The following is a 24,899-nucleotide window of genomic DNA, read 5'->3' as shown; positions in this document are numbered from 1 at the left end:
GAGAGAGAGAGAGAGAGAGAGAGAGAGAGAGAGACGTGTGCCGTGAGCAACGCGCGCAAGAAAACTGCGTCCGCAATTCTCGGCACCGAGGATTGCCCCTCCGTAGGAGATCAGGACTTGGGCTTCCGTCCGACCTGGCGACGCTACTCGATCCGCGCAAGGTCGCCATCGAATCCCATTTGCGTATAGAGGCCGCCGTGGAATTGCCGCGAGAGGGCATCCTCGATGTCCGGCGTACTCAGAATGTCGGCCGCATAATCCTCCGAGTCGTCCTGCGGTCGATAACCGAGCGACTCGATGCCTGCATTGCGGTAGCGGTTGCGCCTGTTGTTGGAAACGCCGTAGACGACGATGAAATGATAGTCGGGCGCATCGATGCAGCATCCGACCAACCGCACGGCGTCGCGCGGGCTGAGCCAGATAGGGAGCAGGCGCCGATCAGCCGGCTTGTCGCGAAAGGCGCCAATGCGGAGACAGGCGACCGACAGGCCGTGTTTGTCGGCAAACAGGCGTCCGACTGCCTCGCCGAACACCTTGCTCACTCCATAGACGCCGTCCGGCCGCGGAGCGACCGTCTGGTCGATGAAGCGGGCGCGCCGATAGAACCCGACCACGTGGTGCGAGCTCGCATAGATGACGCGATGCACACCTTGTCGCCGCGCAGCCTCGAACACATTCCAGGTACCGACCACGTTGTGAGGCAGGATTTTGTCCCACGTATCCTCGCCTGCGATTGCGCCAAGGTGGACAACACAATCGACGCCCCGCATGGCGCCCTCCACCTCGGCGAGATCGGTGAGATCGGCGCGCATGATCTCTTCGCCGGCGCGCGCCGAATCGAGTGGCGCGATGTCGGAAAGGCGCAGCACCGCGTACCGTCCGCGCAAGCCTTCACGTAAGGTACTCCCGATTTTTCCGGCCGCGCCGGTGATGAGAATGCGATTCATGCTTCCCTCTCAAAACCCGATGCGGCCGTGCTGCAAGCTGGTATGGACGGCAGCTCCGGCTGGCCATCTCTGAGCACGCAAGCACGCGTCAGATTTCGACCGCTCACGACCAGCCTGAGTCAAACTTCAACGCAGACTCCGATTAGGGGTGTACTTTACAGCAAGGCGATGTGCCTGGCCATCGGCGGACCGTCGATCCACCTGCCTAGCTCGTGTCTGCTTCTCTTCTTTTATCGCGACGATGCACAGCAGCGGATCGCATCAAACGAGAGCAGGTGGCGGAATTGGTTCAACGAAGCCTTCAAGCTGGCTTAGGCGCCGGCGCATTTTGGACCCCGTTGCTGACATTGGAGCAATCTCGATCGCCGGTCGGCGCCTTCACCTACAAAAGCCTCAGAATTTGCTCATGGGTCCTACAGGGAGCTGAAAGCCTCGCTCTTGGACGGAGGCAGGGCAATGACAGAAAATTCAAGCGGCGGACGGCATTGGAGCGCTGGAGGATGGCGGGCTGGGCCGCGGCAGCGGCGCTCTTGCTTCTGCCCTTGTTCGCGGTGCAATTCACCGATGGAGTGAATTGGGAGATGGTCGACTTTTCGGTCTTCGGCGCGATGCTGCTCGGCGCTGGCGTCAGCTATGAGTTGGCGGTGAGGATGACGGGCAGCAGCGCCTACCGCGCCGCCGTCGGTGTTGCTGTCGCGGCAGCGTTCCTCCTCGTCTGGATAAACCTCGCCGTCGGCATCATTGGAAGCGAGGACAACTCTGCCAACCTGATGTATGGCGGAGTACTCGCCATCGCGGTCATCGGCGCAGCCATCGGCCGCTTCCAGTCCGCTGGAATGACGCGGGCGCTCTCCGCAACTGCGCTTGCTCAAGTACTGGTCGGTATCATTGCGCTGGCCGCGGAATTCGGATCTACGGCGCCTAGCTTTCCAGAAGCCATCGTGCTCTCGACCGGGTTCTTCGTCGCGCTGTGGCTGCTATCGGCATACCTATTCCTGAAGGCGGCGAGCGGGTAAACTCCCACAGGCGCGGCGCCGCGGTACCATCCAGGCTGATTCGCGCCATCCTTCCCTTCGCTTCGCCTCCGGCCGCGATCGAATACGCCCAGTCGCGGAGGCGGGAAACCACCCGAGGATCGTTGACCTTTCTGCCGGAGGCCGCGTCACCCCAGCCAATACCTTGGCCCCGGCCCCTTGCGTCCTGCCACATCAGCAGGGTTCGCCAAGCTACACCGGTCGATCGACAGGCAGCCGCAACCGATGCACTCGGTAAGCCCGGACCGCAGGCGCTGCAACTCGGCTATGCGCTGGTCGATGCGCTTTGCCCACTCGCCCGACAACCGCGACCAATCCCGACGCGACGGCACGCGATCGGCTGGCAACTTGGCGAGCTCGGCGCCGATCTCTTCAAGGGTCAGTCCGATCCGCTGCGCGAAGATGACGAAGGCGATCCGGCGCAACACGGACCGGTGATAGCGCCTATGCCCCGAGCCGGCCCGCTCGGATGCAATCAGCCCGCGCTGTTCGTAGAAGCGCAGGGCGGATGAGGCGACGCCGCTGCGCCGCGATACATCGGTGATGGTCAGCATCGGATCCATGCATAAACGAAAGCACGATTCCCACTTGACTTCAAGTTAACTTGAACTTGTAGCAACTAGTCCTACGGATTGAAGGAGCACTGGCAATGCAGACGAATATCGATCTTCAGGGACTTCGCGTGACGGTCACGGGCGGCACCTCCGGCCTCGGACTGGCGCTTGTGCGGCAGCTTACCGCGAAGGCTGCGTGCGTCGCCTTCGTTGCCCGCAGCGCCGCGAATGTCGAGCGCGTCTCAGCCGAGACGGGCGCGCTCGGCATAGTCGCCGACATAAGCAGGAAGGACGACATCTACCCGATCGCGATGCAGGTCACTGCCGGCCTCGGCGGGGTCGACGTCCTGATCAACAATGCATCGAGCCTCGGTCCTGTCCCTCTGTCGCTTCTTGCCGATACCGATTGCGAGAAGCTGGAAGCAGCGCTTGCCGTCAACCTCCTCGGCGCGTTCCGGCTGACGAAAGCGTTGTTCGGTGCGCTTGCCGCGTCCGCACGCGAGGGCCGCGGCGCGCTGGTGGTCAACATCTCCAGCGACGCGGCGGTCAACGCGTATCCCGGCTGGGGGGCGTATGGTGCGAGCAAGGCCGCTCTTGCGCACCTAACGGCGATTTGGGATGAGGAGGTGAAAGACGATGGCATAAGGCTCCTAGCGCTCGACCCTGGCGATATGGCCACGCCGCTCCACGCGCTGGCGCTTCCAGACGCAGATCCGTCGACCTTGAAGGCCCCCGAGCTGGCGGCTGCCGAGATCATCGAAAAGATGCTCGACGCGTTGTCGGTCCAGGCCAGGCTTCTCGCCGGGGAACACGCATGATTGCCGTCGCCCGCCCCGATCGGCACTCCGCCAGGCTGTTCGTCGTCGCGGCGGACGGAATGATGCGCGACCTGCCGCGCACCAAACTCGCAACGCTGTTCGATCCCGGAGACCTGGTCGTCGCCAATGACGCCGCGACCTTGCCTGCCAGCTTCCAAGGCACGCATGTCCCAAGCGGGAAGGCGATCGAGATCCGCCTGGCCGGCTGGCTATCACTTCCCGATCCCACCCGTTTCGTGGCGATTGCCTTCGGCTTGGGCGATCATCGCACGCGCACGGAAGACCGGCTGCCTCCGCCTGCGCTGTCAACAGGCGACCGCCTCTGGCTCGGTCCGCTTGAAGCCGTCGTCGAGCGCCTTCTCGACCATCCTCGACTTCTCGAACTGTGCTTCCCAGGCAACCGCGCAGCGGTGCTTGCAGGAATGGCGCAGCACGGCCGGCCGATCCAGTACGCGCATGTTCCCGAGCCGTTGGCGCTGTGGGATGTTTGGACGAAGATTGCCGCCCGACCGTTCGCGTTCGAGGCGCCGTCGGCAGGCTTCGGGCTCGACTGGCGCACGCTCCAAGCCTGGCGTCGGCGCGCCGTCGGCTTCGCAGCACTCACGCATGCCGCGGGCGTCTCTTCCACCGGCGATCCTGCGCTCGACTCGCGCCTTCCCTTCGATGAGCCGTACCGCATCTCCGAGCGCACCGCAGCGCAGGTCGCGCGGGCGAAGCTACGCGGCAGCCGCATCATCGCGATCGGCACGAGCGTCGTGCGCGCGCTCGAGGCGGCCGCTAATCCCGATGGCAGCGTGCGTGCCGGAAATGGCATTGCGACAGGGCGCATCGAGCGGGGCACACCGCTCCGCGTTGTCGATGCGATTCTCACGGGCGTCCACCAGCCCGGCGAAAGCCACTTCGAGCTCCTGCGCGCCTTCGCCGATGATGCCCTGCTCGCGAAGGCCTCCGCAGCGCTCACGGCGTGCCGCTACCGCGCCCATGAATTTGGCGATTCTGTGCTGCTGAATTGTTAACGGCTGCTCTTATCGATCCGATCCGGCCTGCAGAACTGGTCGAGGTGAAGAGATTCCCTGCCGAACTGATCGGAGCGCTGGAGACGATTGAGAAATGCATCGCCTGCCTCGTGCGGTGGCCTGTCCGGAACTCGAGAAGCGCGCTTCGGTAGGTTGAATGATTGCCCGTCTACCCGCCAGCATGAGACGGTATAGCAGCGAAACAAGACGCAACCGCATGAGCAGTGCAATGTAGCCGCTCTCTGAAGGCCCATCTGTTTTTTCGCCCTTGACTCATTTCGGTATGAGAACATAATGAGAACATTGGCGTCGCGATCAAGCGGCATTCCATGAAGCTCAAGACTCGGGTACCGCGCGCCGGCGCGGGAGGAAGATACACGTGCGTCCATTGGCGATCGAAGAGACTCCGCCCGAAGGCACCGACCTCGACTGGGAGGTGCAGGCCATCCTTGCCTTTCACGATGATGACGCCAAAGCGGCGATCGAGACACTGCTGCTCGACTGCAAATACCTCAGGCACCAGCTGGCCTTGGCGGAGAGCGTGTTAAGCCGCGGCATCACGCGCGGGTGGTCTCCGAAATACGAACGGGAGGTATAGGCAAATGCACGGCTATACGATCAACTGCGACCTCGAGCTGACTGCGACGGAGGCCGAGGCCACCATGACACTCAGCGATTATGTCAGCCGCGAATGCTTTGACCGGCTCAGAGAAAACGGCGGGCGGCAAAAGTCGATCGAGTTGCTTCATATGCTGAATGATTCGCGTGGCGTTTTCGCCAAGCTCGTCGAATATCATGTCGATCCGGATGACGGTGACGAGGACATTTTCGAGGATTGCGTTCCGCTGGCGGAAACCGTTTTGCGCGAAGGAAAGCCGCGTCCATCCGAGCTGGAGCGACATTAAATCTTGGGAAACACGATCGAGGCCGAAATGCCTGAGAGCTATAGACGAGAGCATGGAGATCCCGGGGCGGCATACCACATCCCGACGTTGTCGCAGTACGACGACGGCAGCAACATGCTGATCAACATCAATTGCATCCGGTGCAAGATAAGGCATCACTACCGCCCGCAGGATCTCCTTGAGGTTTGCGGCGACGTCGCGCTCGACAAGGTTACGCGGCAATTCCGATGCGAGAGATGCGGCCGGAAAGACTATCTGGAAGTGTCGCTGGATTCATTGATGACAAGCGAAATGACCGAGCTGAAGGTTAGGCGCCTGGTGAAGATCAAGACCATCCGGCGGCCGGTTTGGGAAGACGTGACACCGTCTGTGGACGACACCTAAGCGATCGGCCTTCGGCTGACAGAAAGGTCGGACCTTAGTCCAAGTTGACGATATTTCAATCCTAGCTAAATTAGCGTCTGCAGAAATAACCGGGGGCGGTCAGATGCTGGGGGCTTCATTCAGAGAAAGTGACTTGCGCTTGATGTCAGGTGCGGTTCAGGCTTGGTACCGGCACTTTGGTTTGGCACCCGACACGAGATGTTCCGTCGTGCTGTGCAGTTCCGTGATCGATCTGTTCAAGCAAGGCCATGGTTCCGCCGATGATCTGGCCGCGCTCCTGATTGCTCTCTACGATGGGCCGAAATCCGTCGAGCGCCCACCGACGTCTACCAAAGCGCATTAGCAGATACTTGCAGCAGATACTGGATGACATTTGCCGGCGTGATCTGCTGCGCCGCCGATCCGCATCGCTTCATGTGGTTTATTGCAGTTGTCGTCGGCTCTCTGGAGCCATCTCGGCATGTTCGGCGTTGTCGCGACCGCCCAGGGAAGATCCAGTCGACCGGCCGGTGAAGGTCATCCAGTCGATCGAGGACGGCAAGACGACGTCGGTTGCGGTCAGCAACGGCTCTCCAGGGTTCACGGCGGGCGATCTGCTTGTCGAGCTCGACGAGACCGAGCTGAAGTCCGATGAGGATGTCGTGCTCACCGAGCTGGAGGCGCTGAGCGCCGAAGTTGTTGCCGTCGCCGCAGCACGCTAATGGCGGGCCCAAGGGCTAGGCGCATGGGCTGGTATACTATGATAGGGGTAACCTATTGCTCTGAAGAGCTAACTTGATTGGATTAGTCGGCAAAAGCATTTTTAGGCCAGCGGATTCTCAATCTAAGTCCGCAAGGCGAAAGGGACGAACGTGAATAAAGCCGTGAATGTGAAGCAGCCGAATGCAATCGATGTGGAGGTCGGCCAGCGAATCCGAATGCACCGACTTGCCCGTGGCATGAGCCAATCAGCGCTTGCTGAAAAGGTCAATGTCACGTTTCAGCAGGTGCAGAAATACGAAAAAGGCAGCAATCGGGTGGGAGCGAGCCGGCTTCAGGGCATTGCCGACTGTCTCAATGTGCCTGTCTCGTTCTTTTTCGAAGCAATTCCGGGAGCGCCCGAGACTGCAAAGTCAGGCCTAGTGAACGGCATAGACGATCTAACAGGATTTGTTTCCACCGCCGAGGGGCTCGCACTCAATCGTGCATTTCTTGCTGTAAAAAACGCCCGCATACGGCAAAAGATCGTGAGTTTGGTAAAATCGCTTGCGTCGCGGGAAGGCGTCGGTTCCGATAGGGGCGAAATGACGCCTTAAAGGAAATCCTGTTGTATCGCAGCAGGAACGGCTAAAGATCAGCCAAAACTCTGGGAAACCTGCAAAAGCAAGACGTTTGGCCCTGAATGCGTATGCAGGGAGGACCAACAAACGCTATGCCCGCCGCAATGAAAAGGGACAGTTTGGGCCCCGCGGGTTGTGGAACAAGTTCCCGGTACCGGCCATTTGTTGTCCATGAAAACAGCCCTGCCGATGTCGCTGCTCGCTCTGGTCTTCACCGTTGATGGTGTTGCCGCGCAAGAACTCCGGCGCGAAGCCATCGATGCCGCTTCGATCGCTTCCATCGTCGCAGAGCGGTCGACAAAAGCGCCTGCCGATCCAGATCCAGCGGTTGTCCGTCTTCAGGTCCTTCTCGATCGCGCGGGCTCGTCTCCAGGTGTGATCGACGGCTTCTACGGCGAGAATGTCCGCAAAGCTGTGGCCGCGTTCGAGGCGATGAACAGCCTTCCTGTCGATGGGAAGACGGACCCGGAGGTGGTCTCCCGCTTGGAAGGCAATACGCCCATCGTCGAGCGCTACGTCGTCTCGCCAGAGGATGCCACGGGTCTCGTCGACAGGATCCCTGAAGATTACGACGAGAAGGCAAAGATGCACAGGCTCGGCTACACGAGCGTTGAGGAGAAGCTTTCCGAGCGGTTCCACATGGACGTCGACCTTATGAAAGCCCTCAATCCCGCTTCGCGGTTCATTCCTGGCGACGCGGTCTGGGTCGTGACGCCCGGCCCTGCGAAAGAAGGAACAGTCGCGAGAATCGAGGCCAGCAAGACGACAGGGCAGGTCCTGGCCTATGCCGAGAACGGATCGCTGCTTACAGTCTATCCCGCGACGATCGGAAGCAAAGACAATCCGGCCCCGTCGGGCAAGCACAAGGTGAAAGGCGTCGCGAGGATGCCGGTCTACAGGTACGACCCGGGGCTTAATTTCAGGCAGGGGAAGAATAACAAGGTTTTGACGATACCAAAGGGGCCGAACGGTCCGGTCGGCAGCGTCTGGATTGACCTCACTGAGCCTACTTATGGAATACACGGGACGCCTGAACCGAAGCTCATCGACAAGGTTGGATCGCACGGTTGCGTACGTCTGACGAACTGGGACGCCGAAGAGCTGGCCGGAATGGTCAAGCCGGGAGTCTTGGTGGACTTCGTCAGTCGAAGTCCGGCCGCTCCTAAGTGAAGTGTATGCCAATTCGTTCGGCACGGCGGAAAATCCGCTCTCCTCAGCGCGTTCTCCCAGGGATTCCAACCAACGGATGGAAGCAACCATTGGTGAGTGCACGAATCTTCACATCACCATCCGGCCCTGTGTGCTGTCGAGCTCAATCTTCTTCACACGGGGGGCGCAAACGCGGTACCGAAACATATATGGGCACAGGCAACGAACCTGTGCCTATATATTCTGGCTATCCACTCCAGGGAGAACCAAGACGCGAGAGGGAAGGATATCGACGGCCACTATTTCCTGGCAAGGAACGCGAACGTCCTGTCCGCCCGTCCAAGACTGTCATAAATATGAGGCTTGAGAGAGCGGAAAAACACGGGCAAGAAACGCGCCGGCGACAAACGTTCCGAGCATGAGAGTAAAAAGCGAGTTATTTTCGCTGGGCTTATTACGGTGTCGACTGACTGAACTTTCCGCCTCGATATCACGGGATCGCGCCATCAGTACATTGAGCGATACTACGGCTCGAGCAATCGCTGAGCGGTGAACTTGTCGGTCACCAGCGTGTCTATGACGCCAAGTCGTAGCGCGCCGGCAATAGCGGCCGCCTTTTTCGAGCCGCCCGCCAAGGCAATGACACGATCCACCCGCGCAAGATCCTCAAGAGGGATACCGATAACACGCTCATCCAGAGGCGTCTTCACCGCTTTGCCGTTCATATCAAAGAATCGGAGCGAGATGTCGCCGACGGCACCTGCATCCGCGAGATCAGCAAGCTCCCGCGACGAAAAGATGTTCCCCGACCGTGCGAGGAGCTCGGAGGGTTCGACCGCGCCGACGCCGACGATCGCAAGTGTGATGCTGCCAAACAAGTCCATCGTCTCTCGGACAAATGGATCGGACTGCATGAGGAGCTTGGCCTCTCGCGAGGTGGTCACACCTTGCACAGGAAGAAGTTTAGGCTCCGCACCGGTCAGCCGCGCAAGCCGTGTAGTAAGTTGGGTCGCGTGCGTTTGCACTGACGGATCGCCCATGCCGCCGAGCGTCTGAACGACGTATTTCGCCTGCGCGCTCTTCTGAGGGTGGATGTTTTCGACCATCTTGAAGATAGTTTGACTCCAACTCGAAACTCCGATGATCTCGCCGGGCGCGAGCGTGACCTCCAAGAGATGAGCTGCCGCTTCTCCGATCCGGGCCATGATGGCGCCGTCGCGATCTTCCGTACACTCCACCACAACTGCCTCGGGCAGGTCGTACTTATCTCGGAGCGCGCCCTCGAGTTCGCTATAGGTTCCGACAGGAGGGATGACGCTTGTCCGGACGATATCTTCTGCCTCGGCACGCTTCAGCATTCGGGAAACTGTGGCCTGCGACAGGCGAAGATGCTGCGCTATCTCCGCCTGTCGCCTTCCCTCAATGTGATACATCTGGGCGACTCTTGAAATGAGGCGGAGTTCGTTTAGGCGAGACATAGCTGATCCCGGTGTGAATTTTTATTCACCTTTAGCCGGTGTTTGGCGCAACGTCGAGCGGGCGAGAGCATCATTCCAGGTATTCAGGAGCGCTGCTCGGTCCACCGGTTCTGGATTAATGATCTGCGTGCTTCGGGGCAGTCCTGCGATGACCCCCAGATCGCTCCACAGGCCAAGTGACAGCCCTGCCAAATATGCGGCTCCCAGAGCCGACGCCTCGGGCGCCTCGCACTGGATGACGGCGTGTTCGATAAGATTCGACACGCACTGCATCAGGAAGAGGTTCTGGCTTGGTCCACCATCGACATAGAGGGCGCCGAGTTCGCCGCCGCTCTGTGCGCGCATGGCCGCGATCACGTCGTGGACCTGGAACGCAATCGAGTCTGTCACCGAGCGCGCCATCTGCGCGCGCGTCGTACTGAAATTGATCTGAGAGAAGAGAGCACGCGCGTCGGAATTCCAATATGGTGCCCCCAAGCCGACGAAGGCTGGCACGAATCCCGGTCCACCCGGTTCCGCGGTTGCTGCGAGATCGACGAATGCAGCGACGTCCGCAAGTCCCAGGATGCTGGTCATCCACGGCAGGCTGGCTGCCGACACGAGGATGTTGCCTTCAAATGCGAACGTCGGCGTTCCGCCAACGCGCCAAGCGACGGTGGTCGTGATACCGTTTCGTGGGGCGATGAAGCCTGGAAGCGTCGTCATCACGGAGGAGCCCGTTCCAAAGGTTACCTTTCCATCGCCAGGTTTGAACGCTCCGTGACCGAACAGGGCCGCATGGCTGTCCCCGATTGCCGCCCTGATGGGCGTTCCGTCCGGCACGCCCGGCAGCCCCTGCGTGCTCCCGAAATCGGCAGAGCTGTCGAGCACCTCTGGCAGGAGTTCGGTATCGACGCCGAAAATTTCGCCGAGCTCCTTACTCCATGTCTGCTCCCGGAGGTCGAACAACTGGCTCCTGGCGGCGTTCGAGGCATCGCAGACGTGCCTGCGCCCACCCGTCAGGCAGTGCACCAGCCAACTGTCGATCGTCCCCAGCCGAACTGATCGGCCGCTTGGCACCCGATCGAGCAGCCACCGGAACTTAGAGCCAGGAAACATGGGATCCAGCGGAAGCCCGGTGAGCGTCTGCACACGATCAAGATGACCCTCGGCGAGGAGACGCTCGCAATCAGGCGCCGTGCGCCTGCATTGCCAACTTAGGACGGGTCCCAGTGCTTTTCCGGTCTCAGCATCCCAAACGGTAACCGACTCGCGCTGATTGGAAATTGCCACAGCAGCAATGGTCACGTCCGGGACCGCTTCCAGGCAGACTTCGATTGCCTCGCAAACCGAGGTGTAGAGACGGTTTGGTTCTTGTTCGACCCAGCCGGGCTTCGGATGCGAAATACCGACAGCCGCGGAGCCTCTAGCGAGGACTTCTCCCTTTTCGGAAACTAGAACTGCCTTAGAATTGGTCGTGCCCTGATCGATCGCCAGAATAGCGAGCATCCTATCCTCCACAAACTAAAAGGCCAGGCGGCGGAGCGTCCCGGCTTGATCACGTGCGACCCAGCTTATTTGCGCTTGATGAGCATCTGGGCGGCGTCCGCGATTGCCGATGGAGCCATGCCGAACTCATCGAGAAGGAACTCCGCCGAACCGGTCGGAGCATAGACGCCCGGAACGCCCAGGCGCTTCATCGGGACGGGAGCGTTGTCGACCACTACCTCGGCAACTGCCGAGCCAAGCCCGCCGAAAATCGAATGCTCTTCTGCTGTCACGATCGCTCCAGTTTCCTCAGCAGCGGCAATGATGGCATCCTCATCGATAGGGCGAACAGTCGCGAGGTTGAGGACTCTTGCCTGGATGCCGCGTTCTGCGAGAATTTCCGCGGCTTTCAGCATACGGTGAGTCAATGTGCCATTCGCAATGAGCGTGACATCGGAACCATCGCGCAGGAGGTTCGCCTTGCCAAGCTCGAACTTGTGACCTTCCGGCAGAAGGTCAGGCACACCCACGCGTGACAGGCGAAGGAAGCAGGGGCCGTCGTAGGAGGCCGCCCATTGCACCGCAGCGGCAGTCTCGATCCGATCGCAAGGAGCAATCACCGGAAGGTTCGGCAGGACTCGCGTCCAGGCGAAGTCTTCGATCGAATGGTGGGTCGGACCGAGCTCGCCATATGCCATTCCGGAGGAAATTCCAACGAGCTTAACATTCGCATTCGAGTAAGAGATATCCGCCTTGATCTGTTCAAGCGAGCGGCCCGTCAGGAAAGGCGCGGCGGCGCAAACAAACGGCAGCCGTCCGCCGTTTGCGAGTCCGGCGCTGACGCCGACCATGTTCTGTTCAGCAATGCCGACGTTGACGAGCCGGTCTGGAAACTTCGACTTAAAGCCGCCGAGCTTCGATGAACCGACAGAATCGTTGCACACGGCGACGATCCGGTCATCGGTCACTGCTAGCGCCTCGAGGGTCGCCGCGAACGCATCGCGGCAGTCGTAAAGTTTGGGTGTGTTTACCGGCGCGTTCATTACAGTGCCTCCGAAAGTTCTGCTACTGCGATGTCATACTGTTCCTTGCTTGGCACCTTATGATGCCAGTCGACACGGTCCTGCATGAATGAGATGCCATGGCCCTTGTTGGTGTGGGCGACGATGCCATGCGGACGGGAGCCTCGATATTCCAACGCCGGCACGATTTCATCCATGCTGTTGCCATTGATTTCGGTCACATCCCAGCCGAACGCCTCAAGCTTCGGCCGCAGCGGCGCAACGTTGTTCGTATCAGCCAGGGACGCGCCCTGCTGGAAGCGATTGTGATCGACGATCAGCGTTAGATTGTCGAGGCCAAACTGGGCAGCCGCCATGAGAGCCTCCCAGTTGGAACCCTCCTGCATCTCGCCGTCTCCGGTGATGACGTAAGTTTGATACTTCGCTCCGGAGAGCTTGGCGGCCTTGGCCATGCCGACGGCGACTGGCAGACCGTGGCCGAGCGGACCGGTATTCGTTTCGACACCTGGAACCTTGTTGCAGTTGGGATGCCCATTCAGTCTCGAGTGCGGCTGCAGAAACGTGGAAATCTCCTCTTCCGGAATGAAGCCGCGCTTTGCCAGGGTCACGTACAGGGCGCACGCCGTATGCCCCTTGGAAAGAACGAACCTGTCCCGATCGGGGTGCTTCGCCTGATCGGGCCAAACGTTCAGCACGCGGAAATAAAGGGCCGTCAAGATGTCGATGACCGACATCTCTCCGCCGATATGGCCGGCACCTGCTTCGAAGACTGCCTGAAGGTCACGCAATCGGATCTCGCGAGCGACGCGCTCAAGTTCTATGGTATCCATGGATTCCTCGTGCATAAATATTCACTAGGCAATATTTTTGCACAAGACGAGGTTTAGTCAAGCCCTTGCGCAAAACATACCGCCAGCAGGGGGGCGGACAAATCCTGTTGACAGCCAGAAGGCAACTTGTTAATTCATTTTCTGGCATGTGTGAATAATTATTCTTGCCTGCACAAATATCTACTGACGACGACACCCAGGGAGGAATGATGGTGGCGCTCGACATCAATGAACAGAGACTTTCGTCCGGCACCTGGCTGAGCAAGCTCAAAGGCGCCACCGGTCCGCTCGTGGGGCTGCTCGTGCTGTGCGTCTTTCTGAGCTTCAGCACGGACGCGTTTCTTTCGGTCAGAAACGGTCTCAATATCCTCGATCAGATCACCGTCCTCGGTATCATGGCGGTCGGGATGACCTTCGTCATTCTGATTGGCGGCATTGACCTGTCGGTCGGTTCGGTACTTGCCCTTGCGATGATGGTCATGGGCTGGACCGCCAACATCGCCGGTCTTCCGCTTCCCGTCGGGATCGCTTTCGGACTGCTCGCATCGGCCGTTTCGGGGCTGATCGTGGGCCTGCTGGTGACGCAGTTCAGCGTTCCGGCGTTCATCGCCACTCTGGCCATGATGTCTGCGGCTCGCGGCGTCGCAAACATGATCACAGACGGTCAACAGATCGTGGGATTCCCTGACTGGTTCATGATGCTCGCAATCGATCGTCATTTCGGCGTGCTGACGGCTACCGTCTTCCTGATGCTTGCCGTGGTCCTTGCAGCTTGGCTTTTCCTGCACTTCCGTTCCGAAGGTCGCATGCTCTACGCGGTGGGTGGAAATCCGGAGGTCGCGCGTCTGGCGGGTATCAACGTCCAGCTCGTGACGATCGGCGTCTATGTGGTGAGTGCAGTCCTCGCAGGACTAGCAGGCATCGTGCTCGCGGCCCGCCTGGACTCGGTCCAGCCGTCCAGTGGGTTTGGATATGAGTTGGACACCATCGCTGCAGTCGTCATTGGTGGGACTTCGCTCTCCGGCGGCGCCGGCGGTATTGGGGGGACGCTGATCGGTGTTCTTATCATCGGTGTCCTTCGTAACGGGCTCAACCTTCTTAACGTCTCGCCGTTCCTTCAGCAGGTGATCATCGGCATCGTCATCGTACTTGCAGTGGGCACGGAGACAATTCGTCGGCGTCGCGCCTGACGAGCGGCCCGCCGAGTTGGCGGACGCCACGAATTCCGCCCCGAAGGGTTGGGGCGGATCAATACCCCGAGGGGGAGGTATTACCCGAGGGTCCCATCAAACAACGGAGGAAATACAATGAAAATTGCGCGCACCATGCTCGCGTCTGCCGCACTGCTTGGTCTCACGCTCGGCCCCGTACACGCGGCGGAGCTGAAGAAGCTCGGCCTGGCCGTTGCTAACCTTCAGGCAAACTTCTTCAATCAGATCAAGCAGTCTGTCGAGGACGAAGCCAAGAAGCGTGGCATAGAAGTCGTCACCGTCGACGCGAAGGGCGACGGACCGACGCAGGTGAACCAGATCCAGGACCTTCTGACGCAGAACATCGACGCACTGATCTACATTCCGGCGGGGGCGGCCGCCGCGACTGTTCCGGTCAAGCTTGCCAAGAACGCCGGCGTCCCGGTGGTGAACGTCGACCGCAATGCTGACGGCGCGCCAGGCGACACTTTCCTTGCCACGGATTCCGTCGCGTCTGCCAAGGCCGTCTGCGACTACATTCTGAAGCAAGCCGGCGGCAAGGGCAAAATGGTCATCATCCATGGTCAGAAGGGCACGACGCCCGAAGTCGACCGCTCCAAGGGATGCGCTGAATCCCTTAAGGCCAATCCGGACGTGACGGTTGTCGCCGAGCAGTACTCGAACATCTGGAGCCAAGACGAAGGATTCCAGATCATGCAGAACATGCTGCAGGCAAATCCCGACGTCTCGATCGTGTTCGCACAGGCCGACGCGCTGGCGCTTGGCGCCGCGCAGGCAATCAAGGTCGCCAATCCCTCCCAGAAGATCGTGGTTGGGGGTTTCGACGGTGACACAGCAGCCCTCGAAGCGCTGAGCAAGGGTGTCTTCGACGTGACTGCGACGCAGCAGACGCAGAAGATGGGCCGCGATGCGGTGGAAAATGCCGCCAAGCTCGTCGCCGGAGAGAAGATACCTCCGGTGCAGCTCATGGACGCCACGCTGACGACCAAGGAAAACGTCACAGGCTTCATCGCGAGCCATCCGTAACAAAGTCGAGATCTTGAGGAGGTGCGCCGTGACTGATCCGGTTCTTTCCCTGAGGGGCATATCGAAGCGATATGGACCGCTCCAGGTTCTGAAGAATGTCAGCTTGGACGTCTATCCGGGCGAAGTGGTTGCACTTCTTGGTGAGAATGGAGCGGGCAAGTCAACGCTCTCCGGCATCATCGCCGGGTCACGCACGCCATCCGAAGGATCCATGACATGGCTGGGGCAGACTTATGCCCCGGCCACCCCAAGGGAGGCGATCGACAACGGCGTCGTCCTGATCCACCAGGAACTGCAACTCCTGCCGCAGCTCTCCATCGCAGAGAACGTCTTCATCGGACGCTGGCCCATGACGAACGGCATTGTCGACCGCGCCCAGATGGTCCGCCGCGCTCAGGAGCAGCTCGCGCGCCTGAACCTTCACATACCGGCAACGCGGAGGGTCGCCGGCCTTTCGACCGCAAATCAACAGCTCATCGAGATCGCGAAAGCGCTGGCTCTCAATGCAAAGCTCCTAATCCTTGACGAGCCGACCGCGGCCCTCGGTGGCGCGGAGACGGAAGCTCTCTTCGAACAGGTTCGGAAGCTTCGGTCGGAAGGCGTTGGCATCATCTACATCTCCCACCGAATGGAGGAGATTAAGCAGATCACTGACCGGATCGTCGTGCTTCGGGACGGGGAGCGTGTGCAGGAATTCCCCGACAGCGCGACGCCCGTGCGAACGATCGTCGAGAGCATGGTCGGACGCTCGCTCGACCGCCTGTTCCCGGCTCTGCCCGTTCCGACTGAGCGCCCGGTACTTCAGGTGTTCGGGCTGAGTTCTCCGGACAATTCGTTCCGCGACGTCACCTTCGACGTGAAGGCAGGCGAAATCCTTGGAATTGCCGGACTAGTCGGCGCCGGACGCACGGAACTTGTCCGTGCGATTTCGGGAGCGGATCCGATCAGTGCAGGCTCGATCAAGCTGGAAGGCGAAGAACTCAGGCTACGCGATCCTGCTGACGCGATCGCCAAGGGAATCGTAATGGTTCCGGAAGACCGCAAGGATCAGGGTCTGGTCGTCGGGCACCGGATCGGCGAGAACATTATCTACGCCAACCTTGACAAGCTGGGTGGGGGTTGGATTACGCCGCGCGTCAAGCGTTCGTTCGCGGAGAGGGCGGTTGTCAAGTTCGGCGTAAAGGGTCGTGCCGAGCAGTATGCTTCAGACCTGTCCGGCGGCAATCAGCAGAAGGTAGTCATCGCGAAGTGGCTCATGCGCGATCCGAAGGTCGTTGTACTCGACGAACCCACCAGAGGCATCGACGTCGGCGCCCGGGCGGGCATCTACGACATCATCGTCAATCTTGCAAAACAGGGCGTGGCGGTCATCGTCGTAAGCTCTGACCTCGAGGAAGTTCTCGGCGTCTCAAACCGCATCCTCGTGCTTGCCCAGGGCAAGCAGGCAGGCATTCTCGATCGTGACGAGGCAAACGACGTCTCGGTCATGGAGCTAGCTACAATCTAAACAGAAGAAAGGAAGAGCGGTGTCCGACATCACTCTGAACGCCCCGAAGCTTTTCGATCTCAGCGGCAAGGTTGCCATCGTGACCGGAGCTGGAAGCGGGATTGGGCAGCGCATCGCCATAGGTCTCGCGCAGTGCGGCGCTGACGTCGCGCTGCTTGACCGCCGGACTGACGACGGATTGGCCAACACGGCTAGACACATTCAGGGCGCCGGCCGCCGCGCTATCCAGATCGCAGCGGATGTCACGAGCAAGTCGTCCCTCGGCGAGGCGGTAGCCCGCACCGAGGCCGCACTCGGCGCACTGACGCTTGCCGTCAACGCCGCCGGTATCGCCAACGCCAATCCCGCGGAAGAGATGGAAGAGGATCAGTACCAGACGTTGATGGACATCAACCTGAAAGGCGTCTTCCTTTCTTGTCAGGCCGAGGCGCGCGCCATGTTGAAGAACGGAGGCGGGTCCATCGTCAACATCGCTTCCATGTCCGGCGTGATCGTCAACCGGGGACTGAGCCAGGCGCACTATAACGCCTCCAAGGCCGGCGTGATCCACATGTCTAAGTCCATGGCGATGGAATGGGTCGGTCGCGGCATCCGTGTCAACACGATCTCGCCCGGATACACGGCAACGCCCATGAACACGCGTCCGGAGATGGTTCATCAGACCAAGCTCTTCGAAGAGCAGACGCCAATGCAGCGCATGGCAACGGTCGACGAAATGGTCGGTCCGGCGGTGTTCCTGCTGTCGAATGCGGCAAGCTTCGTAACCGGCGTCGATCTGCTTGTCGACGGCGGTTTCTGCTGCTGGTGATGCGATGCGAAAGTTGATTGCCGGCAACTGGAAAATGAACGGTCTCGCTTCCTCCCTGGCTGAGATCGAGGCGCTGAAGGGGCTCGCGGGCAAGGCGGCGTGCGACATCGTCGTCTGCCCGCCCTTCACGCTGATCGAGAACGCCGCGAAGCGCTCGACGGATTCGACCGTTATCGTCGGCGCTCAGGACTGCCACCCCGAGGCGTCCGGCGCCCGCACCGGAGACATCTCCGCCGACATGCTCGTCGACGCGGGGGCACGATTCGTAATTCTCGGCCATTCCGAACGCCGCGCGTCCCACAACGAAACAGATGCGATAGTCGCCAGCAAGGCCGTCGCGGCTCACAAGGCCGGACTGACCACGATCATTTGCATCGGCGAGACCCGCGATGAACGCGATGATGGAAAGGCGATCGATGTCGTGGGTGGACAGCTGCGAGGCTCAATGCCCGCGAGCGCCGCCAGCTCGAACATGGCGATCGCATATGAACCGGTCTGGGCCATTGGAACCGGCTTGGTTCCGACCATTGAGAAGATCGAGGAAGTGCATTCCTCGATAAGACAGATGCTTGAAGAGCGACTGGGCGATGATGGGCGCCTCGTGAGGATCCTTTACGGTGGTTCGGTGAAGGCTTCGAATGCAGCCGCCATCTTCCGCGCGGCAAACGTGGATGGAGCCTTGGTCGGAGGCGCATCGCTGAAGGCGGCAGAGTTCGCCGAGATCATTTCTGCAGCCGCTTGATGGCGGCATGACCCAAGGGGGTCGCCGGCTCTGCGGTCGACGCCCGAGATCGTCTGGCACGTGGAAGGAAGAAAGAATGAAACGCTTTGAGAACAAAACCGTGGTCATCACCGGAGGCAGCCGCGGCATCGGCGCTGCGATCGCCAAGCGCTTCGCAAAAGAAGGCGCCAATCTCGTCGTCTCCGCCAACGAAGAGTCGGTCCATGCAGTCGCCGAGCAGATCAAAACCGATGCTGGCAATGCTATCTCCTTCGTCGGAGACGTCACCGACAAAGCCAGCGTGAAGGCTCTCTACGACGCAGCAGAGAACGCTTACGGCGTTGTGGACGTGTCGATCCAGAACGCCGGCGTCATCACCATCGCCCGCATCGAAGACATGACGGAAGGTGAGTGGGACAAGGTCATGGCCGTTAACACCAAGGGCGTCTTCTTGTGCGCGCAGGAAGCAATTCTGCGCATGCGCAAGCATGGACGAGGTGGCCGTATCATCAACACCGCCTCCGGCCAAGCGCGCGACGGTTTCATCTACACGCCACACTACGCCGCTTCAAAGATGGGCGTTGTCGGGATCACCCAAAGCCTTGCCAAGGAAGTCGCGACCGAAAACATCACCGTCAACGCCTTCTGCCCGGGCATCATCGAAACCGATATGTGGGCTTATAACGATCAGGCGTGGGGGAAGCTCCTCGGGAACTATGGTCCTGGCGAACTCATGAAGCAATGGGTCGAAGGCATTCCGATGAAACGGGCCGGATCAGGTGAGGATGTCGCCGGTCTCGTCACTTTCCTCGCCAGCGACGATGCTGGCTACATCACCGGCCAGACGATCAACGTCGATGGCGGCCTGATCATGTCCTAGCTTTATTCGACAATAAGGAACGGTGCGTTCACTGGGAAAACCGGATTTTCGCTCGGTCGGCGGCCGGCGACCTCTTGCACAACAAGGCATCGATCCTCTATGTTGCATGCGTTCTCAGGGCGGGGTGCAATTCCCCACCGGCGGTATCGAGGCAACTCGGAGCCCGCGAGCGCCTTCGTGGATACGGAGGGTCAGCAGATCCGGTGAGATGCCGGAGCCGACGGTTACAGTCCGGATGGAAGAGAGCAATGCAGCGGACGCCGCCTCAAGAGCGGCGTTTCGTATGCTTGTTCGCCCAAGGGAAAATGGTGGCTATGACAGGCCATGCACGCCGCTCACAGCGGCTAACCCTTGAAAGGCAAGAAGATGGCAATTTCCAAAATCGACGATGCGATCGCCGCAATTGCGCGGGGCGAGATCGTCGTTGTTGTCGATGACCGTGACCGGGAAAACGAAGGCGACCTCGTGATCGCTTCGGAAGCCGTAACTCCGCAAGCAATCGCGTTCATGATGAATCAAGCTCGTGGCCTCGTCTGCGTTGCGATGGAAGGCGAGAGGCTTGATGAGCTTGATATTCCTTTGATGGTGCCACGCAACACCGAGGTGCTGAAGACCGCCTTCACCGTCTCCGTGGACTACATTCCCGAAACGACGACTGGGATATCCGCCGCCGACAGGGCCGCGACCGTTCGAGCACTCGTCAGGGAAGGTTCTCGCCCCGACGATTTTGCCCGGCCAGGTCATATCTTTCCGCTTCGAGCCCATGCGAACGGCGTCCTTTCCCGCCCTGGCCACACCGAAGCAGCGGTGGACCTCGCCAAGCTTGCCGGTCTATCCCCGTCCGGCGTGATTTGCGAGGTGGCCAACGACGATGGCACGATGGCACGTCTGCCGGAGCTCGAACGCTTTGCCGAACGGCATGGTCTTCATCTGATCACGATTGAAGACCTCATAGCCTTCAGGGCAGCGAGCGTGTCCGTTAAGGCTGCCTAGTTCCTAAGCGCTCGTGGCGCCTGCTTTCATGTGCGGGGGCAAAGTTCAAACATGGGTCAATTCTCGATGGAAATATTCCGCAAGGCCGGGTCAGTTCTTAGTGGAAATCAAAACCGAGCATTGACCGGTCTGACTTCGGCGAGCATCCCATCACGCGCCTGAAGAAGGTGCTGTGCTGAACGCACTCTCGTACCCGAGCGCGCGCGATGGACGTTTTCCGTCGCGTTTCGAACGGCGAGCTATTCACAGGGAAAGTCGGCGCTGTTCGTTGTCTCAGCTTATTCAGGTCTTCAGCGGCGCCGCAGAATCATTCCGCCATGGTGAAGGGTGTTTCGGTCGACGAAGGTTCCGTCGGCCGTGAAGCCGGTGTCGTCCCAATACTCGATGTGATTGCCCCGGATCTCGTAGCGACCTTCATAGGCGCTTTCGCGATTTCCGCGCGCTTCGTCGTAACGTCCGCTCGGCAGCAGATTGTGCCGAACCCTATTGTCGCTGGTCGTCCACATGCCGACGTAGGGATGATCTGTCATCCTGTGTTCATCCTTTATTTCATGCCTATTGCTGCCTGCATCGGAGGCGTTCGCCGGGGCGGAAAGAATTGCCAACACAGTGAGAGCGAGCCAGTTCTTGCCGAACACTCGGTACGCGTGCCTTCTCCGCGCCACACTCCGATAAGCGTTCAGGGCCGGGGCCTGACCCTTGATCATCCGATTTGGCCCTGAGGCCGCACGGTGATCTCGTTCACGCCGACGCTGGCCGGGGTCTCGATCACATGGCGCACCACGCGACCGACTTCGGCTGGCTGCAAGGCGTTGGCGCGGTATTCGTCCATGAATGCTATGGTCTCGGCATGGGTGATGGTGTTGGCCAGTTCGCTTTCGACCACGCCGGGATTGATACACGTAATCTGGAGTTCGGGGTGTTCCTTTCGCAGGCCCTCCGAGATTGCGCGGACCGCAAATTTTGTTGCCGAGTAGACCGCTGCGGTAGGCTCGACGGACAACGCCCCGATCGACGCGATGTTGATGATCTGTCCAGCGCCGCGAGCATGCATGTGCGGCAAAACCGCCCCAATGCTCCACAGAACACCTTTGATATTCACTTCGATCATGCGGTCCCATTCTTTGTAGTGGCCGGCGACGAGTGGCGACAGTGGCATGATGCCGGCATTGTTCACCAGCACGTCGATGCGCCCCCAAGTCTCCAGGGCAGCACCGGCAAAGGCCTCAACCGACGTGCGATCGGTAACGTCGAGAGGGCGGGTTTCGACGGTGCTGCCCGTCGCGCGGATGTCGTCGGCGATGGCCTGCAGCCGATTCGTGCGGCGGGCGCCCAGAAGGAGTTTGGCACCCGCCACTCCCAAAGCTCGCGCGATGCCTTCCCCGATTCCGCTGGATGCCCCAGTGATCAGAATAACCTTGTCCATGTCCGGCTCCTTGTTTCGTCATCGGCAAGATGGAGCGACTTTTCCGTCGTTTGTAGATGTCAATTGCTGTACTGGTTGGTTAGCGATACTGGACAATGAAAATGGACCTGAATCTTCTGCCCCTCTTCCTTGCAGTCTCGAAAGAGCGGAACTTTCGCGCGGCAGCCGATCGGATGGGTGTAACCCGTTCCGCCGTCAGTCAGGCGATCCGACGGCTTGAGGATCATCTCGGTACGGCACTCGTGGTGCGCACCACGCGGTCGGTGCAATTGACTGAAGCAGGCGCGCGGTTGGTTAGCTCACTGGAAGGGCCGTTGACCGACATAGGAAGTGCGCTGGATGCGACCGGGACGGCGGATGAGCCGCGCGGCCATCTCCGATTGACAGCAACTTCGATCGCCGAGCCATTCCTCTCCGGTCCATTGCTGGCGAGCTTCATCGCGCGCTGTCCCCATGTGACCGTCGATGTGACGGTGACCGATGAGGAATTCGATATCGTCGCCCACGGGTTCGATGCTGGGGTCAGGCTGGGGGAGGTGATTGAGAAGGATATGATTGCCGTTCCCGTGGGCGGCGAGCAGCGGGAGCGAGCCGCCGCGGCGCCCGCCTATCTCGCCGAGCGCGGTGCGCCCGTCCATCCAGGCGAGCTCGTCGGACATCGTTGCATTGGCTGGCGCCTCTCGCCAGAGATTGCCCCTCACCGCTGGGAATTCGTCGAAGGCGGTCGCCCGTTCGACGTCGCGGTGGAGCCGCAAATCACGACGAACGACCTTCGCTTGATGCTCCGGCTCGCCCTGGCGGGAGCCGGTATCACCTTCGCCCCTGAGGACTGCCTGCAGCCGCATCTTGAAGACGGCTCACTCGTGCCGCTGCTGGAGGAGTTCCTGCCGCCCTTTCCAGGTTTCTTCCTCTATTTTCCACAACGCCGCAACATGGCGCCGAAGCTGCGTGCGTTGATCGACCATGTGCGACAATGGCAGAAGCCACGGTTAAGAGGATGATCGGGCGTCGGACGCGCCGTCGAGGGCGCTGGACATCGCTCTACGCCCTCAAGGACTTCATGGATCATCAGGGCTATCGGTCCTTTTGCGCGGCACGGGGAAGTTGGAAGATTTCTGTTTCACGATGGAGCCATCTGGAACAGTATGGACTTGATGCTCACAATGACTGAAGGATTGGAAATGCACGGATCTATCCAAGGGGTCAGTGGAATGCTTGTGCTGGCGCATGTCAGCCGGCGTTTTGGCGAGACGCAGGCGCTGGATGACGTTTCGTTCGCGCTCGCGCCTGGCGAAATTGTCTGTCTCGTCGGCCAGTCCGGTTGCGGCAAGTCCTCGCTCCTGCGCATAATCGCCGGGGTGGACAAGGCAGACAGCGGCGAAATTCTGCTGAACGGCGCGGTGATCGCGGGCGCGAACGGGTTCGTCGAACCCGAGGACCGCAAAATCGGTTTCATGTTCCAGGACTACGCCCTGTTCCCGCATTTGACGGTCGAGGAGAATGTGACGTTCGGCCTGAAAAAGCTGCAGCGGCATGAGGCACGTGCCCGCGCGGTCGAGGTGATACATCGCATCGGCATCTCGGCGCTTTCCGGCCGCTATCCGCACACGTTGTCGGGCGGCGAGCAGCAGCGCGTCGCCCTCGCGCGCGCCCTTGCCCCGAAACCGGTGATCCTCCTCATGGACGAGCCCTTCTCGAATCTTGACCGTGGCCTGCGGGAGCGGGTGCGCGAGGAGACCATCGCGACATTGAGGGCCCTGGGGACGACGGCGATTCTCGTCACGCACGACCCAGAGGAGGCGCTTTCGGTGGGAGACCGGGTCGTGTTGATGAAGGAAGGGGTCATCGTGCAGATCGGGACTGGATACGATATCTACGATTATCCCCAGTCGCTCTACGCCGCCGAATTCCTCGGCCCCTGCAACAGGATAAACGGGACATACCGCCATGGCCGGATCGAAACAGCGCTGGGCGCCTTTCCGGCCCGGCTCGATCTGCCGGAGGGCGCTAAGGCATTTGCCTGCATTCGTCCGCAGGCCCTCTTCCTCTCGCCTGGAGGCGAAGGGGTTGCCGGCCTTGTCGTGGGTTGCTCGTTCCTTGGCGAGATCGAGCAACTGTCGCTCAGGGTCGAAGGCGTTCCTGACCTCCTGCGCCTGCGCACAACAGGCCGCGCCGATGTACGGCCGGGCGAGTGGATTTCATTGAGCGTCGATCCAAAAGGCGTCCTGGTCTTTGCTGCGGAGCGAGCCGAAACGGCTGCTTTCGAGAAATAACTTGACCGTTTCGATCATATATGTTCGAGCAATTTGCTGGCTGTCAGTACGTCGGCCAGACCAGAACAATTTGATGGAGGACCGCATCTTGAAGAACATTTCCGTATTGCGGCATGCCCTGCTGGGTGGCGTTTTCGCTCTCGCCAGTGGCGCCGGTGCCATGGCGGCCGAACTGAACATTTACACGACGCGCGAGCCCGGACTGATCCAGCCGCTGCTTGACGCCTTCACCGCCTCGAGCGGCGTCAAGGTCAATACGGTCTTCCTGAAGGACGGCCTTGCCGAGCGCGTGGCCTCGGAAGGGGAGAGCTCTCCTGCGGACATCCTCATGACGGTCGATGTCGGCAATCTCGCCGACCTGGCCGAAAAGGGCCTGACGCAGCCAGTCGAATCGGACGCTCTGAAAGCCGCCGTGCCGGAAAACCTGCGCGACCCGGCGAACAACTGGTTTGCCCTCTCGATGCGCGCCCGTGTGCTCTACGCCGCCAAGGACCTCGATCTCGCCAGCTTCAATTACGAGAACCTGGCTGATCCGAAATGGAAGGGCAAGATCTGCATCCGCTCCGGTCAGCATCCCTATAACACGGCCCTCTTCGCCGATTACATCGCGCATCATGGCGCCGAGGCGACGGAAGCATGGCTTGCCGCCGTCAAAGGCAATCTCTCCCGCAAGGCGGGCGGCGGCGACCGCGATGCGGCCAAGGACATCCTCGGCGGCCTTTGCGACATCGGCATCGCCAATTCCTATTACGTTGGCCTGATGCGCTCCGGCAAGGGCGGCGAGGAGCAGGTCGCCTGGGGTAGCGCGATCAAGGTCATCCTGCCGACCTTCGAGGACGGTGGCACGCAGGTAAACATCAGTGGCGCGGCCGTCGCAAAGCACGCGCCGAACAAAGATGAGGCGGTGAAGCTCTTGGAATACCTCGTTTCGGACGAGGCCCAGAAGCTCTATGCGGAGGCGAACTACGAGTATCCGGTCAAGGCCGGCGCGGCAATCGATCCGATCATCGCCTCGTTTGGCGAGCTCAAGGTCGATCCCGTGCAGATGACGGAGATCGTCAAGCATCGCAAGCAGGCAAGCGAGCTGGCCGAAAAGGTCGGCTTCGACAACTGATGGACGAACCGGGCTCG

At 60.3% G+C, this 24,899-nt stretch carries 27 protein-coding genes and 1 riboswitch; of the genes, 19 read left to right on the top strand and 8 right to left on the bottom strand.

Features of this window, described 5'->3' with window-relative positions:
• Positions 1-143 precede the first annotated feature (143 nt).
• Positions 144-947, bottom strand: a complete 804-nt coding sequence (locus BN1800_RS28845) for an NAD-dependent epimerase/dehydratase family protein (RefSeq protein ID WP_087002367.1) — start codon at positions 945-947, stop codon at positions 144-146.
• A 500-nt stretch (positions 948-1,447) separates the two neighbouring features.
• Here BN1800_RS28845 and BN1800_RS28840 point away from each other — a divergent pair, with 500 nt between their 5' ends.
• Positions 1,448-1,963 carry a hypothetical protein gene (locus tag BN1800_RS28840; protein WP_087002365.1) on the top strand — a complete coding sequence of 172 codons (516 nt, stop codon included), beginning with the start codon at positions 1,448-1,450 and terminating at the stop codon, positions 1,961-1,963.
• 146 nt (positions 1,964-2,109) lie between these two features.
• Here the strand turns inward: BN1800_RS28840 and soxR are convergent, their stop codons facing one another.
• Complete coding sequence (gene soxR, locus BN1800_RS28835; protein ID WP_087002363.1) at positions 2,110-2,544, bottom strand: redox-sensitive transcriptional activator SoxR; 435 nt, start codon at positions 2,542-2,544, stop codon at positions 2,110-2,112.
• Positions 2,545-2,630: 86 nt separating this feature from the next.
• Between soxR and BN1800_RS28830 the strand changes: the two genes are divergently transcribed.
• From BN1800_RS28830 to BN1800_RS28790, 8 genes are all read left to right on the top strand, one after another.
• Complete coding sequence (locus BN1800_RS28830; protein WP_087002361.1) at positions 2,631-3,353, top strand: SDR family NAD(P)-dependent oxidoreductase; 723 nt, start codon at positions 2,631-2,633, stop codon at positions 3,351-3,353.
• Complete coding sequence (locus BN1800_RS28825; RefSeq protein ID WP_087002359.1) at positions 3,350-4,369, top strand: S-adenosylmethionine:tRNA ribosyltransferase-isomerase; 1,020 nt, start codon at positions 3,350-3,352, stop codon at positions 4,367-4,369. The genes BN1800_RS28830 and BN1800_RS28825 overlap by 4 nt, the downstream gene beginning before the upstream one ends.
• A gap of 379 nt (positions 4,370-4,748) precedes the next feature.
• Positions 4,749-4,967, top strand: a complete 219-nt coding sequence (locus BN1800_RS28820) for a hypothetical protein (RefSeq protein WP_143534138.1) — start codon at positions 4,749-4,751, stop codon at positions 4,965-4,967.
• A gap of 4 nt (positions 4,968-4,971) precedes the next feature.
• Positions 4,972-5,274: a hypothetical protein gene (locus BN1800_RS28815; RefSeq protein WP_087002357.1), complete on the top strand. Its 303-nt coding sequence runs from the start codon at positions 4,972-4,974 to the stop codon at positions 5,272-5,274.
• 27 nt (positions 5,275-5,301) lie between these two features.
• Positions 5,302-5,658 carry a hypothetical protein gene (locus BN1800_RS28810; RefSeq protein ID WP_143534136.1) on the top strand — a complete coding sequence of 119 codons (357 nt, stop codon included), beginning with the start codon at positions 5,302-5,304 and terminating at the stop codon, positions 5,656-5,658.
• A 470-nt stretch (positions 5,659-6,128) separates the two neighbouring features.
• Entirely contained in the window at positions 6,129-6,359 is a 231-nt protein-coding gene (locus BN1800_RS28800; RefSeq protein WP_143534134.1) for a hypothetical protein, read from the top strand.
• 192 nt (positions 6,360-6,551) lie between these two features.
• Positions 6,552-6,953, top strand: coding sequence for a helix-turn-helix domain-containing protein (locus BN1800_RS28795; RefSeq protein ID WP_280173978.1), 402 nt, complete (start codon positions 6,552-6,554; stop codon positions 6,951-6,953).
• A 195-nt stretch (positions 6,954-7,148) separates the two neighbouring features.
• Positions 7,149-8,147 carry a L,D-transpeptidase family protein gene (locus tag BN1800_RS28790; RefSeq protein WP_087002351.1) on the top strand — a complete coding sequence of 333 codons (999 nt, stop codon included), beginning with the start codon at positions 7,149-7,151 and terminating at the stop codon, positions 8,145-8,147.
• A 503-nt stretch (positions 8,148-8,650) separates the two neighbouring features.
• On the opposite strand, the gene BN1800_RS28785 is transcribed toward BN1800_RS28790, so the two are convergent.
• From BN1800_RS28785 to BN1800_RS28770, 4 genes are all read right to left on the bottom strand, one after another.
• A complete protein-coding gene (locus tag BN1800_RS28785) occupies positions 8,651-9,604 on the bottom strand; it encodes a sugar-binding transcriptional regulator (RefSeq protein WP_087002349.1) in 954 nt (317 codons plus the stop codon).
• A 21-nt stretch (positions 9,605-9,625) separates the two neighbouring features.
• Positions 9,626-11,092, bottom strand: a complete 1,467-nt coding sequence (locus BN1800_RS28780) for an FGGY-family carbohydrate kinase (protein ID WP_087002347.1) — start codon at positions 11,090-11,092, stop codon at positions 9,626-9,628.
• A 65-nt stretch (positions 11,093-11,157) separates the two neighbouring features.
• Positions 11,158-12,114, bottom strand: coding sequence for a transketolase family protein (locus BN1800_RS28775; protein WP_087002345.1), 957 nt, complete (start codon positions 12,112-12,114; stop codon positions 11,158-11,160).
• Positions 12,114-12,923 carry a transketolase gene (locus BN1800_RS28770; RefSeq protein WP_087002344.1) on the bottom strand — a complete coding sequence of 270 codons (810 nt, stop codon included), beginning with the start codon at positions 12,921-12,923 and terminating at the stop codon, positions 12,114-12,116. The genes BN1800_RS28775 and BN1800_RS28770 overlap by 1 nt, the downstream gene beginning before the upstream one ends.
• Positions 12,924-13,132: 209 nt before the next feature.
• Between BN1800_RS28770 and BN1800_RS28765 the strand changes: the two genes are divergently transcribed.
• From BN1800_RS28765 to ribB, 7 genes are all read left to right on the top strand, one after another.
• Positions 13,133-14,113, top strand: a complete 981-nt coding sequence (locus BN1800_RS28765) for an ABC transporter permease (protein WP_087002342.1) — start codon at positions 13,133-13,135, stop codon at positions 14,111-14,113.
• A 117-nt stretch (positions 14,114-14,230) separates the two neighbouring features.
• Positions 14,231-15,160 carry a sugar ABC transporter substrate-binding protein gene (locus BN1800_RS28760; RefSeq protein WP_027509113.1) on the top strand — a complete coding sequence of 310 codons (930 nt, stop codon included), beginning with the start codon at positions 14,231-14,233 and terminating at the stop codon, positions 15,158-15,160.
• A gap of 28 nt (positions 15,161-15,188) precedes the next feature.
• On the top strand, positions 15,189-16,667 hold the full coding sequence (locus BN1800_RS28755; RefSeq protein WP_087002340.1) for a sugar ABC transporter ATP-binding protein: 1,479 nt from the start codon (positions 15,189-15,191) through the stop codon (positions 16,665-16,667).
• A gap of 19 nt (positions 16,668-16,686) precedes the next feature.
• Complete coding sequence (locus BN1800_RS28750) at positions 16,687-17,475, top strand: SDR family oxidoreductase (RefSeq protein ID WP_087002337.1); 789 nt, start codon at positions 16,687-16,689, stop codon at positions 17,473-17,475.
• Positions 17,476-17,479: 4 nt separating this feature from the next.
• The gene (gene tpiA, locus BN1800_RS28745) at positions 17,480-18,217 is read left to right on the top strand and encodes a triose-phosphate isomerase (RefSeq protein ID WP_087002335.1); all 738 of its coding nucleotides are present in this window, start codon (positions 17,480-17,482) and stop codon (positions 18,215-18,217) included.
• 76 nt (positions 18,218-18,293) lie between these two features.
• Positions 18,294-19,076 (top strand): glucose 1-dehydrogenase, encoded by a 783-nt coding sequence (locus BN1800_RS28740; RefSeq protein ID WP_087002333.1) that lies wholly within the window; start codon positions 18,294-18,296, stop codon positions 19,074-19,076.
• Between the two features lie 106 nt (positions 19,077-19,182).
• Positions 19,183-19,327, top strand: a riboswitch (FMN riboswitch).
• A 115-nt stretch (positions 19,328-19,442) separates the two neighbouring features.
• Positions 19,443-20,069, top strand: coding sequence for a 3,4-dihydroxy-2-butanone-4-phosphate synthase (gene ribB / locus BN1800_RS28735; protein ID WP_087002331.1), 627 nt, complete (start codon positions 19,443-19,445; stop codon positions 20,067-20,069).
• Between the two features lie 290 nt (positions 20,070-20,359).
• On the opposite strand, the gene BN1800_RS42010 is transcribed toward ribB, so the two are convergent.
• Both BN1800_RS42010 and BN1800_RS28725 read right to left on the bottom strand, forming a co-directional pair.
• Positions 20,360-20,776, bottom strand: coding sequence for an Atu4866 domain-containing protein (locus tag BN1800_RS42010; protein ID WP_179213920.1), 417 nt, complete (start codon positions 20,774-20,776; stop codon positions 20,360-20,362).
• On the bottom strand, positions 20,773-21,495 hold the full coding sequence (locus BN1800_RS28725) for an SDR family oxidoreductase (protein WP_027509120.1): 723 nt from the start codon (positions 21,493-21,495) through the stop codon (positions 20,773-20,775). Before BN1800_RS28725 ends, BN1800_RS42010 begins: the two co-directional genes overlap by 4 nt.
• Positions 21,496-21,590: 95 nt before the next feature.
• On the opposite strand from BN1800_RS28725, the gene BN1800_RS28720 reads away from it, so the two are divergent.
• The 3 genes from BN1800_RS28720 (at position 21,591) to BN1800_RS28710 (ending at position 24,882) form a co-directional block, all read left to right on the top strand.
• On the top strand, positions 21,591-22,496 hold the full coding sequence (locus tag BN1800_RS28720; protein ID WP_087002330.1) for a LysR family transcriptional regulator: 906 nt from the start codon (positions 21,591-21,593) through the stop codon (positions 22,494-22,496).
• A 180-nt stretch (positions 22,497-22,676) separates the two neighbouring features.
• Positions 22,677-23,768: an ABC transporter ATP-binding protein gene (locus BN1800_RS28715; protein ID WP_244564691.1), complete on the top strand. Its 1,092-nt coding sequence runs from the start codon at positions 22,677-22,679 to the stop codon at positions 23,766-23,768.
• Positions 23,769-23,841: 73 nt separating this feature from the next.
• Positions 23,842-24,882 (top strand): Fe(3+) ABC transporter substrate-binding protein, encoded by a 1,041-nt coding sequence (locus tag BN1800_RS28710; RefSeq protein ID WP_179213919.1) that lies wholly within the window; start codon positions 23,842-23,844, stop codon positions 24,880-24,882.
• The last annotated feature ends 17 nt before the right edge of the window (positions 24,883-24,899 follow it).

Source organism: Rhizobium sullae (assembly GCF_900169785.1).
GTDB classification, from domain to species: Bacteria; Pseudomonadota; Alphaproteobacteria; order Rhizobiales; family Rhizobiaceae; genus Rhizobium; species Rhizobium sullae.
Note: the sequence above shows the minus strand (reverse complement) of the source record. Positions and strands in the feature narration are given on the sequence as shown.